The organism is Synechococcus sp. CCAP 1479/10, from assembly GCF_019038515.1.
In the GTDB taxonomy this organism is placed as follows: Bacteria; Cyanobacteriota; Cyanobacteriia; order PCC-6307; family Cyanobiaceae; genus Cyanobium.
Genome location: NZ_JAFKRJ010000034.1, coordinates 1 through 17,020, shown reverse-complemented (window position 1 = coordinate 17,020; position 17,020 = coordinate 1). Strand labels below are relative to the sequence as shown.

General features: G+C 63.1%; 19 protein-coding genes. 7 read left to right on the top strand and 12 right to left on the bottom strand.

Annotated features, from left to right (window positions below; genetic code table 11):
- Positions 1-12: 12 nt before the first annotated feature.
- Positions 13-468 (bottom strand): DUF7680 family protein, encoded by a 456-nt coding sequence (locus KUG39_RS12580; RefSeq protein ID WP_216915328.1) that lies wholly within the window; start codon positions 466-468, stop codon positions 13-15.
- The gene (locus KUG39_RS12575) at positions 465-3,551 is read right to left on the bottom strand and encodes an ATP-binding protein (protein ID WP_216915326.1); all 3,087 of its coding nucleotides are present in this window, start codon (positions 3,549-3,551) and stop codon (positions 465-467) included. Before KUG39_RS12575 ends, KUG39_RS12580 begins: the two co-directional genes overlap by 4 nt.
- A 203-nt stretch (positions 3,552-3,754) precedes the next feature.
- Here KUG39_RS12575 and KUG39_RS12570 point away from each other — a divergent pair, with 203 nt between their 5' ends.
- The 4 genes from KUG39_RS12570 to KUG39_RS12555 all read left to right on the top strand — a co-directional run bounded on the left by KUG39_RS12570 (position 3,755) and on the right by KUG39_RS12555 (position 5,483).
- Complete coding sequence (locus tag KUG39_RS12570; protein ID WP_286193146.1) at positions 3,755-3,928, top strand: DUF4236 domain-containing protein; 174 nt, start codon at positions 3,755-3,757, stop codon at positions 3,926-3,928.
- Between the two features lie 139 nt (positions 3,929-4,067).
- The gene (locus KUG39_RS12565; RefSeq protein ID WP_216915324.1) at positions 4,068-4,499 is read left to right on the top strand and encodes a hypothetical protein; all 432 of its coding nucleotides are present in this window, start codon (positions 4,068-4,070) and stop codon (positions 4,497-4,499) included.
- A gap of 353 nt (positions 4,500-4,852) precedes the next feature.
- Positions 4,853-5,218, top strand: a complete 366-nt coding sequence (locus KUG39_RS12560) for a hypothetical protein (RefSeq protein ID WP_216915322.1) — start codon at positions 4,853-4,855, stop codon at positions 5,216-5,218.
- Positions 5,219-5,309: 91 nt separating this feature from the next.
- Positions 5,310-5,483 (top strand): hypothetical protein, encoded by a 174-nt coding sequence (locus tag KUG39_RS12555; RefSeq protein ID WP_216915320.1) that lies wholly within the window; start codon positions 5,310-5,312, stop codon positions 5,481-5,483.
- On the opposite strand, the gene KUG39_RS12550 is transcribed toward KUG39_RS12555, so the two are convergent.
- From KUG39_RS12550 to KUG39_RS12530, 5 genes are all read right to left on the bottom strand, one after another.
- On the bottom strand, positions 5,484-5,915 hold the full coding sequence (locus KUG39_RS12550) for a type II toxin-antitoxin system VapC family toxin (protein ID WP_216918324.1): 432 nt from the start codon (positions 5,913-5,915) through the stop codon (positions 5,484-5,486).
- Between the two features lie 6 nt (positions 5,916-5,921).
- Positions 5,922-6,170, bottom strand: coding sequence for a type II toxin-antitoxin system Phd/YefM family antitoxin (locus KUG39_RS12545; protein ID WP_216915316.1), 249 nt, complete (start codon positions 6,168-6,170; stop codon positions 5,922-5,924).
- 509 nt (positions 6,171-6,679) lie between these two features.
- Complete coding sequence (locus KUG39_RS12540) at positions 6,680-7,564, bottom strand: hypothetical protein (protein WP_216915314.1); 885 nt, start codon at positions 7,562-7,564, stop codon at positions 6,680-6,682.
- Between the two features lie 183 nt (positions 7,565-7,747).
- Positions 7,748-8,143: a type II toxin-antitoxin system VapC family toxin gene (locus KUG39_RS12535; RefSeq protein ID WP_216915312.1), complete on the bottom strand. Its 396-nt coding sequence runs from the start codon at positions 8,141-8,143 to the stop codon at positions 7,748-7,750.
- Positions 8,130-8,375: an AbrB/MazE/SpoVT family DNA-binding domain-containing protein gene (locus KUG39_RS12530; RefSeq protein ID WP_216915310.1), complete on the bottom strand. Its 246-nt coding sequence runs from the start codon at positions 8,373-8,375 to the stop codon at positions 8,130-8,132. The genes KUG39_RS12535 and KUG39_RS12530 overlap by 14 nt, the downstream gene beginning before the upstream one ends.
- Before the next feature lie 141 nt (positions 8,376-8,516).
- Here KUG39_RS12530 and KUG39_RS12525 point away from each other — a divergent pair, with 141 nt between their 5' ends.
- Both KUG39_RS12525 and KUG39_RS12520 read left to right on the top strand, forming a co-directional pair.
- On the top strand, positions 8,517-8,768 hold the full coding sequence (locus KUG39_RS12525) for an AbrB/MazE/SpoVT family DNA-binding domain-containing protein (protein WP_216915308.1): 252 nt from the start codon (positions 8,517-8,519) through the stop codon (positions 8,766-8,768).
- Positions 8,765-9,163, top strand: a complete 399-nt coding sequence (locus tag KUG39_RS12520) for a type II toxin-antitoxin system VapC family toxin (protein WP_216915306.1) — start codon at positions 8,765-8,767, stop codon at positions 9,161-9,163. The genes KUG39_RS12525 and KUG39_RS12520 overlap by 4 nt, the downstream gene beginning before the upstream one ends.
- A 57-nt stretch (positions 9,164-9,220) precedes the next feature.
- Here KUG39_RS12520 and KUG39_RS12515 read toward each other — a convergent pair whose 3' ends face one another.
- From KUG39_RS12515 to KUG39_RS12495, 5 genes are all read right to left on the bottom strand, one after another.
- Entirely contained in the window at positions 9,221-9,544 is a 324-nt protein-coding gene (locus tag KUG39_RS12515; RefSeq protein ID WP_216918323.1) for a ribbon-helix-helix domain-containing protein, read from the bottom strand.
- Positions 9,545-9,639: 95 nt separating this feature from the next.
- Entirely contained in the window at positions 9,640-10,755 is a 1,116-nt protein-coding gene (locus KUG39_RS12510; RefSeq protein ID WP_216915302.1) for a LysM peptidoglycan-binding domain-containing protein, read from the bottom strand.
- On the bottom strand, positions 10,748-11,248 hold the full coding sequence (locus tag KUG39_RS12505) for a hypothetical protein (protein WP_216915300.1): 501 nt from the start codon (positions 11,246-11,248) through the stop codon (positions 10,748-10,750). The genes KUG39_RS12510 and KUG39_RS12505 overlap by 8 nt, the downstream gene beginning before the upstream one ends.
- Entirely contained in the window at positions 11,245-12,828 is a 1,584-nt protein-coding gene (locus KUG39_RS17615; RefSeq protein ID WP_216915298.1) for a DUF4055 domain-containing protein, read from the bottom strand. The genes KUG39_RS12505 and KUG39_RS17615 overlap by 4 nt, the downstream gene beginning before the upstream one ends.
- A gap of 1,113 nt (positions 12,829-13,941) precedes the next feature.
- Entirely contained in the window at positions 13,942-14,997 is a 1,056-nt protein-coding gene (locus KUG39_RS12495) for a DUF262 domain-containing protein (RefSeq protein ID WP_216915296.1), read from the bottom strand.
- Between the two features lie 279 nt (positions 14,998-15,276).
- Between KUG39_RS12495 and KUG39_RS12490 the strand changes: the two genes are divergently transcribed.
- Complete coding sequence (locus KUG39_RS12490; protein WP_216915295.1) at positions 15,277-16,326, top strand: hypothetical protein; 1,050 nt, start codon at positions 15,277-15,279, stop codon at positions 16,324-16,326.
- Positions 16,327-17,020 lie beyond the last annotated feature (694 nt).

The following is a 17,020-nucleotide window of genomic DNA, read 5'->3' as shown; positions in this document are numbered from 1 at the left end:
ACTCAGACGTTATCACCGGTGGTCGCTCAGCAGCAAGCGCAGCGCCGCAAGCACACGCCGGGGGTTCTTGCGGTGCATCGCCATCCCCAGCCAGTAGGCGGCTTCCTCCCTGGCCATCGCATCAATGCCGCGGGCGCAGTTCTCGATCGAGGCCACGTTGCGCATCGGTGCCAGCAGCTTGAACAGCAGCCCCATGGCTAGTGCCAGCTCCTCGGAGAGGGGGTCACGGCGCGACTCGCCTTTCTTCAGCTTGGCCAGGCTCACCTTCTCCCCCTTGAGGCGCCGCAGCACCGCCCCCTCCACCAGCAGCAGCTTGTGGCCTCCCAGGCCGGCCACCCGCTTGGGTTCCTTCAGCTCCGGTGTGGCGATGCTGGGCACCTGCCACACCTCGAGCGCCAGATCGCTCGGGCCTCGCTGGCGACTGCGCAGTTCGTAGGCCGGGCGGCCGGAGTTCAATGCCTGGATCATGTGGCTGCCCCCAGAGCGTCGGTGAGCTCCAGGCGGATTGTCGCCGTTTGGGCCACCAGGCCCGCACGGGTGAGGCGAGAGATCCAGGCTTCGCCGCCATCCTCCCAATGCAAAGCGGGCTCATAGCTGAGCTGGTAGGTGATGTCGAGCGACTTCTCGCCGCCGCGGCGCCACTGGCCTTCAATAAAGCTGCGCAAGTGGCTGGCTTCCTCGGGTGTGCCGTTGAACTCGAAGCTCCACTCCGCATTGCCGTCGCCGCTTCGCCAGCCTCCTTCCAGCATCTCCACCCGCACCGTCGCCCCAGGCTCGGCCTTGAGCAGGGCCAGCGGCAGGAAGCCGTCGCCACTGTTCATCCGCCAGGTGATGGATTTGATCGACTTGCCCGAGCTGCTCACCTGCTGGGCGAGCTGGGTGAGTGCAGTTTTCACATTGTCGGTGCGCTCGATCACCCCAGGCCCAGTGGGTGGTGTGACGCCTATTCCTCCAGTGCCTGCGCTGGTGGCGCCAAACCCGCCCTGAACAACAGTTCCCGTCTCTCCACCGGTGGTCACTTGAGAACCACCGTCGCTTCCAATCCTGCCGGGAGGATCCTCGTCAGCCACAGGTGAAGTCTTGGGAGGCCAGACGCTCAGCTCCAGCGCCTTCTCCATCATGAAAATCTTTGCGTCTTCGCTGATCGAGAGCGTGCCCGGTGGTAAGCCCTGGCCTTCGAGTCGATCGCCTTCCTTGTAGACAAACAGGCCTTGCTCCAGACCCATCCCAAGGCACTTCTTCAGTACCTCATCGCCGATCAAGATCGGCAATGCCGGATCGCGGTAGTACTCGTTGCGCAGATCCCTGGTGCTCATCACCCCCTTATTACGCAAGGGCGTCTTGCCGGCCATGTAATTCGGGGCCGGTGGTGCGTCTTCCGGGAGGATCAGTTCACGGGCCTCCCGCAGCACCCGCTCCACCTGCTTCTGACCCACGCCGGGCTCGCTGCTGGCACTGGTCACAGTAATGGCCGCATGGGTGAGGGGCACCTCGGGCCATTGGCCCCGCTCGGGATAGAACACATGCCGGTAGCACTGCTGGACCGCCACAGCAAAGCCCTGTTGCGCCTGCCCGAAGCGCTCCTTCACCTGGGCCTGCTGATGGCTCTGGAGGCTGGCGAACAGATCCCCTTGCTGCATCTGCTGCAGCGCCAGATAAGTGCGGGTCTTGCGCAGCATGTCGTCAACGTGCAGCGCATCGGCACAGACGAACACGAGGTTGTTGCGGTTCAGGCGCAAATTGGCGTTATCGCCCTTCTCCTTGAACTGCCGCACCACCAACTCCGGCAGGTGGATGTTCGCCTGTTCCACGGTGTGCCCTTCCCAGTGCAACACCGCCAGATAGGGCCCATCGGTGTCGTCGGGGATCTCGGCCGGGCTGCTTGGGAACAGCACCGGCTCCAGCCGCTGCTTCGCGAAGATCGTGCCGATGCGACGGTTCAACTCCTCGCGCACACTCTCCAGATCGAACTGGCGCTCCCGCTTCCTCACCATCTGGTTGAGGTTCGCGTCCGTGAGGAAGCGCAGCTTGCTGGTGCCGCTGTCGTCGAGATACTCCGATTGCTCCTGCAGGAGGCGAACGGCCTTGTCGACGAAGGCTGGATCAACCGCCGGCGCGTAGAGGCTGTAGTTCAGCTCCAGGCGGCTGAGGCCCTTGAGCGGTTCGTTGAACGCCAGCGAGTGGAACAGAACCGTGCGGGCCACCATCGAGCCATAGGGCTCCTGGCCGCTGAACTCGCTGGCATCGAGGCGCTGGGCCAGGGCCCTGCCGCCTTCTGCAGGTGTGGTGGACACATCCGCCCGGATCGCCGGGATAAAGGCCTGCAGGCCCAGCTTGGTGGAGAGCTCCAAGCGGATGCGCTCATTGCCCGGATCCACATGGTGCAGATGGATCGCCGACGCGCCCCGAGGGTTCTCCCGCCAGAGCTGGCCCACCGTCTGCGCCAGGAGCCGCAGCATGCCCCGCACCCTCTGGAAGTTCTCCAGGGTGGAGGTCTTCTGCATCAGGGTGTCGATCAGCTCCGGATGGAGCGGATAGCCCTTGCGCAAGTTGGCGGCGCGGTCATCGTTCTGCCCCTGCGGTGGCAAGGCATCAGCCGTGCGCTGCCAGATCTCCTGGTAGGCACGCACCACCTCCTCCACCCGGCTGCGGTCGATCGATTCGAACAACCGCCGTGTCAAAACCTGAACCGTTTCGTCTTCGCTGGTGGGGGTGAGGGCCGTGATCTGCCGCCCGGTCACCGACTGAAGTTCGGCAAAGATCCGATCGATCCGCTGGTTCTCTTCCCCGTAGGCGTCCACCGACTGGCCGCCTTTGCCTAGCGCCAGGGTGAACACCAGCACAGCGTTGGGGGAGGAGTTCACCGCCTTGATCAGGTCGGTGAGGAAGGGCGTCAGCTGCTCGGCGGCCTGACCGGCAGCGGGGCCCTTGATCTTGCGCAGGTAGATCGAGAGCTCATCGATCAGGATCAGCACCGGTCGCTCACCGATCAGTTCCCGCAAGGTTTCGGCCCCAGGCGGTGCGGCACCAAGCCGGTCGCTGTTGCGGATGCGCTCGTAGCCCGCAGGCCCAGCCAGCTGCACCGCCAGCTCCCCCCAGGGGGTGTAGGCGAGCACGTTGCCCTCCATGCGCCGGCCGTTCATCGGGTCAGCGTTTTCCCCATCGAAGGCCGCCACCGTCACCTGCTGCCTCGGCAAGGTGGCTGGGTCGACGAACTCGGCCAGGTTCGGGATCTGATCCGCTGCCGTCAGCACGTGGTTCAGGCCGATCAGGGCGTGGGTCTTGCCGCCGCCGTAGCTGGTATCGAGCCGCAGGATGCTGCCCAGCTGGCTATCGGCCCCGGTGAGCCGGCCTGCGACGGCCTTGATGAGGTCCTTCAGGCCCCGGGTGGGATGGGTGTTGGCGAAGAACAGCGCCGGGTTCTTGTAGAGATCTGGCGCCGTGCCCTTGAGCACCTGGCTGAGGTCCGCCGCAAAGTCCTCATCGCGGATCCGGCCCTCCAGCACATCTGCGCGCGGCCGGCAGAGCTCGAAGATCGTTGGGAGGCTCATGGAGTGGGTTCGTTCACCAGGGCTGCCTGAGGGGTTGCGCTATGCCTCCATGGGGGCATTCGCCCCATGGTGCCTTGTTGGAAGCGGGTCTGCCGCAAACCCCAGCACCCGAAGTGGGACCCATCCATTGGGTTCGCATTTGCTTTGGGTATACCTGGAGGGGATTATGCCCAGATCAGAAGGACTGGATTCGGCACGCCCTGATGCCCTTCCGGTTTCGCCGCAGCGCCCGCCTCGGCCCCCTGCGCTTCAACTTCGCCAGCGGCGGTCTGAGCACCATCTCAGTTGGTGGCCGCGGGGCGTCGTTCAACATCCCGGTGGCCCGCTCCGGTTCGCAGCTGACACCGATCCAGGCCCCGGCAGGCTGCCGCAGCTGAGTCGCTAGGAGCCGTAATGGAAGGCGTCAGGCCTCCTCAGCGTGCGCGGCGGGGCAAGGGCTGCGCCAGCGGCCTCGCTGCGCTCAGCCGCCCTTGCCCTCCCCGCGCCTGGCTTCGGCGTCCTTCGCCTGGTTTGGCCATGGCGTCCACAGCGTTTCCGATCGTGCTGCACGATCACACCAGAGCGGGCATCCGCTGGCGCGTCTCCATCCAGCCTGAGCACCCTGTTGCCGGTGAGCTGTCGGTGCGCTTTCTCAAGCGTGGCAAGCACAGCAAGCTGCTCGATCAGCACTGCCGCTGGTGCGCCCAGGGCGGCTGGGCCCGGGGCCATGCCCCCAGCTCCCGGGTGCCCCAGGCCCTGCGGCTGCGCATCGAAGCGGAGCTGCAGCGGCGCCATCCGCCCATGGCGTCGTCAGCGGCGCAGGTGGCCATCCATCGCGGCAGTCTCCCGGGGGCGGCAGAGGCGATCAGCTGCGGGGGGATGAGCTTCTCGGCGTTCCTGGCCATGGAGCTGGTCGAGGCCTGCCTGCCGGATCCGTTCCGGAGGCCTGCACGAGCCCACGGCCACTGAGCGCTCGCGCCTGGGGCGGCTGGCTCCGGATGGTTGCCCACCCTTTCTGCCGGCCTGCTCCCCTGTTGCTCCCCGGCGGCACTCCGGCCGTGGCAGCGCTGGGGCGCCTCGGCGCCCTGGCATGAGCAGGCTGCAGCGCCAGAACCGCCGGCCGGACAGGCAGGCGAGAAGAAGCGGCGGCGGTCCACCGGTTCGGCGGAAGGCTCCCCCATGGTGCAGCGGGCAGCCAGCGGCCGTTCGCTGCGCTCACGGGCTGGCGGTCGCCGGGGCGTCAAGGGCAAGGCAAGCCGCTGCGCGGCCCTTGACCCCCCGGCTTGCCGCTGCGGAGGGGCGCCGTTCTTCGCCTCACTCCGATGGAAGCCACCAGCCGCTCCCCGTTTCGCCAGGCCCTGGCCTGCAGCCTCGCCCTGCTCTGGATCGCCTCTGAGCTCAGCGTTGCGGCCGCCCGCGCCTTGGGTGCCGCCCTGCGGCGCCTGCAGGAGAGCCCCGGCGTCTGGGCCGCCAGCAAGGCCCAGGATCCGGGGCGCCAAGCCGCTTCCGAGCCAGAGGATCCCCAGCAGGAAGCGGTGATCAGCGGCTGGGAGGCAGCCGTCGCCGCCGGTCAGTGGCAGGAGCCTGAGCCGATCGAGCCCCTGTGCCCTGGTGCCTGGTGGGATCTGATCGATCCCGGCGAGCGGGCCGAGGTCGATCCGGAGCAGCCCTTGCGCTGGGCCGGCTGAGCCGGTCCCATCAGAAGAGGTCACAGGTTGCCGCTGCGCTGCGCCGTGGCGGCTCCGATCCGCAAGGCTGGTTCGACCGCAGGCGAACGCCATGGAGGCCCGCAGGCAACGACTCGCTGCGTTGCTTGTCCAGCTGGAAGAGCTGAACGTCAAAGGCCGGCTCACGGCTCCCTGCTCGCCCGAGCGAGACGCCGTGTTGGAGGAGTGGGCTCCGGTCTTTGCCGCGGTGCTCGCCCTCAAAGAGGAGCTTGAGGAGTTGGCGTGATCAACGGCTGCCATCCGCTTGCCATGGGTTGACCACCGTGAGCGGCAGGTCCACCACATCCCTGAGGTTGCGGGTGATCAGCACCAGGTTGTGCTCCAGGGCCGTGGCCGCCAGCAGACTGTCGATCGCCGGTAACGGCCGGCCCATTTCCGCCAGTAGCCGGCCCCAGCGGTGGGCGATGGCCTCATCAATCGGCAGGACCCGCCCTGAGAAAAATGCCGGCAGGTCCTGCTCCAGCCAGCGCCTCAGGGTCTGCTGCCGCTCGCTTTCGGCCAGCCGCTCCACACCCCGGCGGATCTCACCCAGGGTCAGCACGCTCAGGAAGAGCTGGTGCGATGGGTGCTGCTCAAACCACTGCACCACCCGGGGCTCCGGCTCGCGGCGGCGCAGCTCCGAGATCACATTGGTATCGATCAGGTAGCCGGCAGCCACCATGGCTCAGAGATCGAGATCTCTGGTGAGGTCAGGTTGGCGATCCAGATCCAGCTCGTCGGCCGCCACCAGCGGTGAGCGGCGGATGAAGTCCACCAGCGACTCCCCTGCGTGCTTCTGGCGGTGATAGGCCTCCATGGAGAGCACCACCGCCACCGGTTCGCCATGGGAGGTGAGCTCCTGGGGCTGCTTCTGGGCACGCTTGACCAGCTCCGACAGGCGGGCCTTGGCTTCGTGGATCGGCCAACTCTGCATCGCCTCGTCCTCGCCTCTGACCATAGTAGTCATCGTCTGGCTTCATGGATGTGCCAGCCGCACGGTGACAGGTGCCGCTGCGGCGCTCGGCCAGGGCGGCCTTCGCAATCAGCACGCCAGCAGCTGGCTGCGTCAAGTCGTCCCATCGGCTTGCCCGCAAGGCGCCAGTCCGTCACCGGTGTGATTCGATGAACATCCGATGTCCAGAATTGTTCAGATTTCTGAAGCGCCCGGCGCGGGATTTTGGTATTTGAGGGTATATACCCCCAAATGTTGATCGTCGTTTGTTGATGATTCGGTTGTGTGTTTTCTGGTGCGTGCGCGTCTGAATTGCGGCGGCCATGGATCCCGTGTGGTTTCATCGTTGCGCTGGCTGGCGCCGCCAGAGCAAAGCCGGCCACGGATCCGTGACCGGCATGGTGTCTCGTTTCCCACCGGGTACGTGGGCACGCGGATGGTACCGGGCTGTTGGCTGTTGGTCGGCTGCGCCTGCCAGGCGCCGGTGGCCCTCAGCGCCGGGCGCCGACGGGCTTTTTGGCGAAGGTGGCCAGATAGAGCTCGGAGGGGCTCATGGTTTGCAGGTTGTTGATGTTGCCGTTGCCGTCGAACTCGGCGATGGTTGCGGCCGGCCCGATGCTGCCGCGCTGCTGGAACAGGAAGCTCAGCACCGGGTGGGTGCGCAGGCTTTCGACGTGTTCGTTGGCGCCGATCGCCCCGTCATCGCCGAGGAGCACGTTCCCCTTGGAGTCGATCGGCTCCAGCTGGTCGCGGCCGTTGCTGTCCTGGGCGAGGCGGAACTCGCCGCCCACCTGCTGCTTGAAGATGTCGAAGAAGCTGCCGCGGTTGTCGCCGCCGGGGCGGCCTTCCGCGTCGATGAAGAGGCGCTCCAGCAGTCGCTCCTTGCGCAGCTCGTTGATCTGCTCCAGCGCCTTGTCGCGCTGCTTGGCCACGGTCCTGACCTTGCGGTCGGCATCGGCCTGGAGCTGCCGCTCGCGGTGGGCGATCTGGTGCTCCAGCTGCTCCTTCTGGCGGTCGGCCTCCTTGAGGCGCTCGTACTCCTCGGGGTTGATCTTGGAGAACTGCCCCAGCTGACGCTTCAAGGTGCGCAGCTCACGCTCCAGCTGGTTGGTCTTGCGCCGCTCGGCCCTGAGGGCGTCGCCGACCGGATCTGCAGGCGGATCGCCACTGATGGGTTCCTCGTCCTCCAGCTCCTCTTCGTCGAGGTCGTCATCACCCAGGTCAGCGTCGCCGCCGAGTAGGTCACTGTCGCCAGCGAGGGTGTCCGTGTCGTCCTCCTCGCCAGCAGGCGGCTGATTGGGCCACTGCTGCGGTTGATCGAAGCAGACCAGCGGCGGCTGCAGGGCCACCAGCTGGGTAGAGATGCGCTTGCTCATGGGTCCACCCATCACGGCTGTGGTTGAAGCGGACGCCCCATCCGGGCTGCGTCCACTCCAGCTATTGCCAGCCGCTCCTGCTGCGGTGGCCACCGCCTTGAGCAAGGCGCCAGCAGCGACGCTTTCAGGCCTCGAGCAGGTTTTCGAGGGCTTCGCCGTCAGGCTGCCGATGAATGCCGCCTGTCAGCTGCCGAGCAGCAGTTCAACGCCCTGCTGCTCGGCGAAGCGCTTGTCGAAGCTCAGCACTGGCAAGGCTCCGGCGCTGGCGGCTCGGGCCAGGATCAACTGGTCGGCCAGATCGCCTCCCTGGCGGAACTGATCCAGCGCCTCGATGACCGCGTCAATGTCATCCACCACCACGCCGCGGGTGCGCACCAACCGCTCCAGCAACGCATAGCGCTCGGAGCGACCCAGGTCGTAACCCCGCAGGACCCACCCCACTTCCGCCAGCACCACATCCGGCAGGTAGACCCCGCCGCTGGCGACGGCCTCCAGGAAGGCGCGCTCGGCGATCGGGGTCTGCTGCGGATCGTCGCCGATCAGCAGCCGCACCACCACGTTGGTATCAAGGGTCCTCACGGCCGGCAGCAGCGGCGATGGCGCGGTCCATGTCCTCCAGGCTGAGCACCCGATCCACCGTGGGGCGATGGCGGAAGAGGTCCTCCGGCTCGTACTTTGAGGGAACGAGCACCAGGCGGCCGTGTCTGTCGATCGAGGCCTGCAACCTGGCGCCCGGTGCCAGGCCGAGGGCCTCGCGTATCTGCCGGGGGATCGTCAGCTGCCCTTTCGAGGAGAGGGTCACGGTGTCCATGGGTGAAGTGTAAGGCGGATCGCCTTACTGGCTGGATCGCGGCCGGCAGCGATGCGTGGGAAGGAGGCTCAGGGTTCAGCCAGAGCTGGGCCGACGGTAAGGGTCAACCGCCTTACGCTTGGTTCGTCGGCGTTTTGAGCCATGACCACCCTCACCGTCACCGCCAAGGGCCAGGTCACCCTCCGCCGCGAGCTGTTGCGCCATCTCGGGGTGCAGCCGGGCCAGCAGATCGAGGTGACAACCCTCCCTGGCGGCAGGATCGAGGTGCGCGCCGCCCAGCCACCCGGCAGCATCGAGGCCTTCATCGGCCACCTCGCGGGCCGCAGCGGCAAGGTGGCCAGCCTCGAGGAGATCCAGGCGGCCGCTGCGGCCGGATGGGCTGGCGAGCCATGAGGATCACGGCCGACACCAACGTGCTGGTGCGAGCGGTGGTGGCTGACGATCCCGCGCAGTCGTCAGCGGCGATCGCAGCGTTGCGCGGCGCCGAGCAGATCGCCGTGGCGCTGCCGGCCCTCTGTGAGTTCGTCTGGGTGCTGCGCCGGGTGTACGCCTTCCCGGTGGCTGAGATCACCGCCGCGATCCGCACCCTGATGGCGGCGGGCAACGTCAGCCTCGATCGGGCCGCCGTGGAGGTGGGGCTGTTGCAGCTGGAGGCCGGCGGTGATTTCGCCGAAGCCGTCATCGCCCACGAGGGGCAGTGGCTGGGTGGCGACACGTTCCTGTCGTTTGATCGGCAGGCCGTGGCGCTGCTCCAGGAACAGGGCATCGCCGCCGAGCTGCTCCGCTGATCGCGCTTCCCTCCACCCTGGAAGCGGGTGTGTTGAGCACTGCCGCCGTGGGTGCCGTCAGGCCTCCAGCCTTTGTTTGAGGCCTTCGCCGCCAGCCATCGGCGCGATACGCCTTTGCTGCTGCTGTTGCCGGCCCAGTTTCTGGCGCAGAACCGCCGAGTGGTTCCGTCCATGGCTGGCGGGGCCAGTGCCTGGATCGCCACTGGAAAAGCAGCCGATCAGCCCTAGCCGCTCGGCCAGAGCGGCGGGGCTGGCGGACTGACGCTGCAGCAACGCAAGGCCGACTTGAACCACCTCGCTCTGGCTGAGGCCGAGGGTCTGGCAGAGGTTGTCCAACCTTGCTGCGCTGGTGTCATCGAGGTGTACGGAGATGGTTCGCATTGCGTCTCCCTGGCCGTGACACTTCGAAGGTACAAGGAGTTGGCTTGAGCGCTGGCCCGGGGTGAGCCCCACGGCCTGTCCGTTGCGACTGAGGATCAGGGCGTCGGTTCAGGCGTCGACTCCGGCTCCGGCGCATCGAGATAACTGCGGTCGTCCGGGTCGGCGGCCGAGCGGCGCGGCTTGGGCAGATGGATCCAGCCGTCGTAGGGCAGCAGCGTCTGGGGGCGGTAGCGGGGCACCAGCAGCGCCTGGCCCGGCTCCAGCGGCGTTGAGGGCCGCACCAATGGCACCACCAGCACCGCTGCCAACGGCAGTGGCTCCGATCTGGGGAAGAAGTCGTAGGTGGGAGCGTTGTACAGGCGCAGCGTGGCCGGGGTGGTGAGGTAGAGCTCCGAGAGCGACAGGAGGGTGTCGCCACTAGCCACGGTGTGGCCGCCCCAGCGGGCCAGGGTGCTGTTGTTGGCCATCAGCCACTCCACGGTGGTGCCGTACTGGCCGGCGAGGGTGAGCAGGGTGTCGCCGTCTGCGCTGAGCACGGTGTCGAGCGCCAACACGTGGGGGTTGAGGCGGCGCAGGGTCTGGACCGTGGTGCCGTAGCGCTCGGCGATCGCCTGCAGGGTGTCGCCGGCTTGTAGGGCCAGCACGCGGTTGGGCTTGAGCACCACGCTGATCTCCTCCCCCAGGGCCTCCTGCAGCTCGGCGCCGATCCCCCCTTCCCCGAAGGGAAAGCCGGCGGTGAGCAGGCTGGCGCCGGCCAGCAGGGCGCGGGGCTGCAGCGGCAGCACACCCGGGCTCTGCAGGGCGCCCAGGTCGCCCAGCCAGGCAGCGCCCAGCACGGCCGGCGGCTGCAGCGCCATCGGCCGCGGGGTGATCGTCAGCAGGGCATCGGCGGGATCGGGGAACGGCGGCGGCTGGAACAGCGGCCGCCGGCCCGTCACCTGCCAGTCGATGGCGGCATCGAGCCAGTCCCAGGGCTGGAGCGGTTGCAGAGGCAGGACCGCGCCGCGGGTGATCTTGCCGTCGCAGAGGATGTCGCCGGCGTCCATGCCGGGCCCGGAATCGCGGCCGGTGACGAGCTTGCGCTGCTGCACGAACACCTCCAGCAGATGGCGGCAGAGGTTGCGTGGTTCCTTGGCACCGGGATGCTCCGGCAGGGGGAAGAGCAGGCGGAGGCAGGCGACCTGCTGCAGGGGGCTGGGCGACTCAGCCACGGATCAGCTGGCCGCCGAAACGGGGGCGCTGCGGCTGCTGCCAGTTGGAGAGGCGCGGCAGGATCAGCAGCAGGGCGTCGGCATGGCGTTGTCGCTGCGCGGCGCCGCCGGGATGGGCGGCGGGGGCGACGGGCGGCAGCTCGTACTCGGTGCTGACTTCCTCCATCAGCAGCTCGGTGGCGTACTCGATCACATCGAGCCTGCGTTTCGGCAGCTCCTGTGGAACGGGCCCGGCCGCCCCCTTGCGCGTCACCTTGCGGATCCTGGGCGGCGGCGGTGGCGGCGGCTCAGCCGTTGCTGCGGGCATGGCCGCCTGATCGAGCAGCGCGATGGCATCGAGGTGGGCCCTGGCGCCAGCGATCGCCTCGGGGTAGTGACGCTCCAAGGCCGCCATTTCGTCGTTGATGGCACGGATGGCCGCTGGCGAGACGGGGATGGCGAGGGCGACGCGGATCGCCTCCAGATCGCTGGGCCGCCAGAGGTGGGTGCTCATCGGTTCTGCGGGACGTGGATGGAATCGCTGCCCCCGTCCCCGGCCGGGTTGACGACCCCGGGCATGACCGCGATGTCGAGCTGGTGGCGCAGCTCGGCGCTGGTGACGATGCCGCGCTCGTGCAGCACCAGCCATTCGCTGATCGACGGCAGCGGTCGCGGCGGGGGGGTGAGTGGGGTGACGGTGAGCAGGACACCGGATTGGGGGTTGTGCTTCTCACCGGTGCTGGCGCACCAGTGCTCGAGCAGCAGAGAGAAGACGGAGGTCTTGCGGGTCGCCAGGGACTGCAGCAGCGCGAAGGCCTGACCGGCGGTGAGGCTGATCTCGCTCTGACTGCGGCCGGGGCCGCGGTTCTCGCTGGGCACCAGCGCATCGCGGCGCATGGTGTCCTCCAGGTGGAGCAGGTAGGCGCGGTGCTCGGCCAACGAGCGGGCGCGGATCTCCTTCCAGTTGAAGTCGGCGCCATCGGGCAGATCGAGGAAGCTGTTGGTGGAGAGCACCAGCGGCTCGGGGGACCGCCGCTCACCGTCCTCGCCGTGCACCTCCCCGTAACGGTCCACCACGCCGGTGCGCACACCCACCGGCAGGGCGCAGCGGCTGAGCAGGTCCTCGTATTCGGTCTTGAGCCGGAAGTGGGTGAGGTACTGGTGGGCCAGGCCCAGGTGGGGCAGGTCCCCTTCCCCGAACTGGGCGGCGTCGTTGGCGTACCAGACCGCCGGCAGCCGGCGGCAGCCCGTCAGTTCCTGCGGGACGCCGGCAGCCACGGGCCCGTAGCCGCTGGGGTGGGTGGCGCAGGGCTCGGCGCGGCAGGAGCTGATGCGACAGCCATCGGCAGCGAGGGTGAAGGTGGTGTAGATCCAGTCCCCCACGGTCGGCGCCGGCAGGATCTGGCCGTCGGCGCCGACCATCAGCACCGGGATGGGGCCGTACTGCGCCGGCTGGATGGCCCGGCGTTGATCACGCCGGAAGCTGAACTCCAACAGGGCGCGACTGTCGTTGGCGAGCTGCCAATCGAGCAGGTCGGCGCGGGGCACCAGGGCGAGCCGGGGCAGGGAGGCTCGATCGCCATGGGCGATCGCCTCGAGCCGGTGGCCCTCCGATTCGTGGACCGTGGCGGGCGGCAAGACCAGCAGCAGACAGCCGCCATCGCGCAGCACGAGCAGATCGGCGATGAAGAGCAGCACCGCCAGGTCGGTGCCCATGCCATCGACATCGCCGACGACCCGCTTGAGGGAGTCGGGCAGCGCCTGCCAGTGCAGGAAGCTGAGCATGCCCGCGTAGGTGCGCAGGGCATCACGGAAGAAGCCCGTGGGCTGCGCGTGCTGGATGCGCGAGTCGTAGACGGCATCGGGCTCCTTGATCCCCTGCGGCAGGTGGGGCTTGCGGCGGCAGGAGCCATCCGGAGCCCGCAGCAGGTTCCACGCATCGAGCACGAGCTGGAGACGGTCCTGGATGGCGGCGAGGGTCGGGTGCTGCCGGGCCCATGGGGCCACAACGGCCGGCTTGCTGCTGGAGGCGGCCTCCTCCTGCGGCAAGGGCCGGCGGTAGCGGTTGCGCTTTGTCGCGGAGCGGCTCGGCACGGGTAACCCACGGGCAGCTATGGGCTATTGCCACCCCCGGGCCAGCAAGTGATCAGGCGAGGAAGGCTATGGGGATGCAAGCCTGCAGGGCGCCAGGGATGTCACCGTGGTGGCAGGGAGGACGTTCCACCACCGGCTCAAGCAGCTTGCAGATGCGCAACCTCGAGCAGACGGTGATGATGTCTATGGGCTGTACCCTAATTATCTAGATCGATGTGCACATTTAGGGCTAGATTGCCGTCATCAGTCCAGCCGAGTATCTGTAGCAGCCGCCACAAGTGAATAGCGGGTCCGATATCCACTGTTCGTAAGTAACCCCTTTGCTCGAAAGGGGCTGCCGTTGCTCGGCTGAGCTTGCTTCAGTAGAGGTGGTTCTCGGAAGGCAGCAGGAACTGCACGCTGGTTCATGGAAACCATCCAATTCGCGTTGGGCAGATTGCACCCAGCTCTCGGAGGGTGGCTCAGCTCATCCAATCTGGTTGGCCATACCTGTTATTTCTTGAGCCAGCTGGGTCAGCCACCGTGTAGGGGGTGATCCGCCTGGAACATAATCTCTTAAGAACAAACCAACTCTGCTTCCACGATATCTTTTGCCAGAAAGAGACATTGTTGCTTGATTGAACTTCGTCTTTGCATCCGATTGCGCATGGACAATTCTGTGCCTAATTGAGGCCAGATGATCAAGTCTCGACTGGTTAGATAGAAGAACTCCTTCAATAGGGCAACCCACGAAATGGCCGCGACTTCGCTGAATTACACCTGCACAATTATGCCAGAGTAAGTAGCGTCTACCGGCTAGGAGGGTCACCTCGGCTGATGCAAGCGATCCAGAAAAGGAGTTCCCAGGCAAGAGAGTAGGGGTATAAGAAGTAGATACGTATCCGCACATGTACCGGAGAAAAACCGATTCCAGAAAGTCTTCCCATAGGTAAAAAAGCTTGACGTAAGAAAGCTCATACACTGAGTAAACTCTCCAAACAGTGAGGTTTCTGCTAGTCTGCGAACCACTAACCGCTTCGACTCTGGCAACTTCAATTGTTTCAGAAAGACGTAGTGCTTCGTTGACGCTGTTCTGTAACTGCGCCGCTAGGGGAGGCATCTGACGGGACATGCCTATGGAAAAGCAAGTCTATAAAGCGAGTTGAATCGTTCAATCCTTGGCTGGATATTATCCGTCTGACTCATGCAAGCAGATACAAACTCACGATGTTCATTGGGATACGAATGTTTTGCCTTGGCGGATTCAAGTGATTCAGAAAGAGACGCAATCGCTTCCTGTAGCGAATAGGATTCGTCTCTATTCAAACGCCTGTGTGGAGTTGCGAGCGAAACGCCTGGAAGTCCAAAACGATGGTGAGCAATGACGCAAAAAAGAGTGTAAAATAGGGGAATGCGACGAAAGGAACTAGAGACAAGACATTCCCCTAGAATCTCATTGATATCATCGATTACGCCTCTAAATCTCTGCTCGATCTGATTCTTGAGCTCAAACTCATTGTCGTATCTTTCGTAAAACGTATCAATATTCTTTTTCTTGTCTTGCATTCCATCAAGGATAGCAATTACGGCTTCTCCTACAAACTCGACTTCTGACATACGAGCAATTGCGGGCTCAGTGAAGAGCTTGTGCCGTCTCCAAAACTCGAGATGTTCATAAGCGAGAGCGTAAACTGTCTGTTTAAAGAGGCCAAAGTAACGGCCGTTACGGAGCTCTTGGCTGTTCAGCGATACACTATAGGTGTTTAGACGTGAAAAGATCTCAAGTATTTCTAAATCCGAAATACCACGAAAAATCTCGACGGAAAAAGCATATGTTGTAATGCAGTCTTGATGCTCACGAGTAAGCGAGCTGAAGTCCTTGCCCGCCCAAGGAGCCTGCAACGTCCTGGCCAGTCGGTATTTTCCCTCAATAAAATCTAGTACCGCTGATATTCGTTGCTGTCCATCAACAACTTCTCGGATTATCTTGTCTCGCTTTTCAGACTGGGTCTGCCTGAGATATATTGGCGGGACCGGCATGCCTCGGAGCAAGCTATCTACAAGGAAAGACCTGGCACCAATCTTCCATACCTCTCGCCGCTGGAACTTGGGGGAAAGTGACAACATGCCGCCCGCTTTCCAGCTTGCGAAATCGAGGGGTGTGAACTCAGCGCGGCTTGGCCTATCCACGAGATGAGGATCAGACTTGTAGAGAGCACCTTAGCAATGAAGCCAACCCCTGCAGGTTGTTGGTACTGATTTGCTTCTAGTAGAACCCAAAGGTCATGTCATCTATAGCCCAACAACGCCATCCATCTGAGCCGCCACTTTAGGGTAGATGTGCAAGCCTCAATACCGGGCGGCCAGGTGATGGCGAGCGTAGATGCATATACATGCTGGACAAGACACGGCTTGCCTAGTAACCTACACAGTTCTAGTTTATAGATCAGCCTTAGGCCCACGAAGACAATGACTGAAAAGGAGATTCAACTTCTCAAGAGTTCTACCACAGCCCATGAACTTATGTTGCGTGCTCAAGGAGTTCGCGATACTATCATTCGTACATTTTCTGAGAAGAGCCCGTTTCGCTCAAGCTTGCTGACAGAGCTTGCCGATCTCGAACAGAACCTGTTATCTTCCTCGCCTTTTATTCTGAAAAGCATAGAAAATGAAATCGCCTACGCACCAAGCCCTGAAATCCTAGCCAAGACTGTTGAAAAGTATGTTGAGTTGATTGGATCCTCCACTGGCAAAGAGTTCCACGAAACAATCGAGCGCGGAAATATTCGATGGAGTGAAGCTATTAAGAAAAGGCAATCTGAAGAAGATGAAAGAAAACGAATTCAACAAGACATAGATCTAGCAAGAGCGACGGTTAGAGATGCTGTAGCATCAGCTTTTCTCAGTTTTGAGACCTATCCAGAGGGACAAGAAGCAATAACAGCTGGGGCAGCGATTGAAGCACTTCTGTCTACTGAAGAATTTCAAGATGCAGTGCATACTAAAACATGCCTTGTAGATGACTTTTTGCAGGAAGCTAAGCAGTACGTTTCGCCGTCTGTGTCTTCCCTGATCGATGAGGCAGCCCAATATTTCGCTAGGCCAAATGGGACACTCGTCTATATGAGGCATCCTTCATCGCCGCCATACGCTTTCTTTGGATTAACTCAAGATGACAACTCGCGTCCCACCGGCGTCCTCATACGACAAACAGGCCCTCAGATATTTCAAGCTGAGCATGCAAGTAGAGACAGAGCCGAGTATGGAAAGATGGTTGATGGAAAAGATCGACGGCAAGTTGAGACACTGACTTCATTAAACAGTGCAATTGCATACATCAATAATCTTGGATCCAAGCACTGGTATACCAATTTTATAGATCCCACATCATGCTTGGCTCATGCAGTTCGTTTTCCCTACCCTGAGGAGAAGTACAGAACGTTTAGAAGCTGGAAAGATCGTGCAAGAGAGAGAATACAGGACCCCTCAGGAAATCAGTACGGATCCCAAGGCATCTAACCTCCAGATATAGAAGGCGGGTGTTAGGGAATCCGAGAAACACAAAAGCTCCTATCCGCTTCTGATCTAGAGCGATAGACGGGTGACTCAGTAAAGGTTTATTACAGAAGACTTCGCTTTGCGCAGTTCGCAGGAAGTATACTAATTCTTGATACTACTAAGACGGCTTAATGTCTATCTTCAGGGTTGGTAATAGGGTCGCTGAAACACGGTATGGCGCAACTCAGAATGATCAATGGCACGGCATAGCTGGAGCGGGCAAGACCAGAAAGCTAAAGCAAGGTCGGATAGTTAGTCTATCGGGAAGGTTCTTTGTTTCAGGATATGATGCACTAATCTCTTGGGACGATGGGACGCAAAGTTCAAGGGTTGCAGATCTGGAACACCTTCAGTTAATCGTCGTAAATCAAACAGCTTCAACAAGTACATCAGCTAAACAGCAGTTCACAGCAGCGCCAAGAGCTGCATCTTTAAGCAGCATTCAATTATTTGCCATGTCGCGTGATATCAGGGATCTGGTTCACTTTACGCAGGTTGAGAAGCTACCCTACATTGTTAGCGAGGGACTTCTCAGCAATAAGAAGCTTAAGGGGCTAGGCAGGCTAGTCCTAGGAGGCTGCTGAAATAGTCGTCAATCCGAGGCCCGCCACGCCGTTTTGGTCTGAGCGGGCCATTGTCAGCTCTGGTCGGCAGT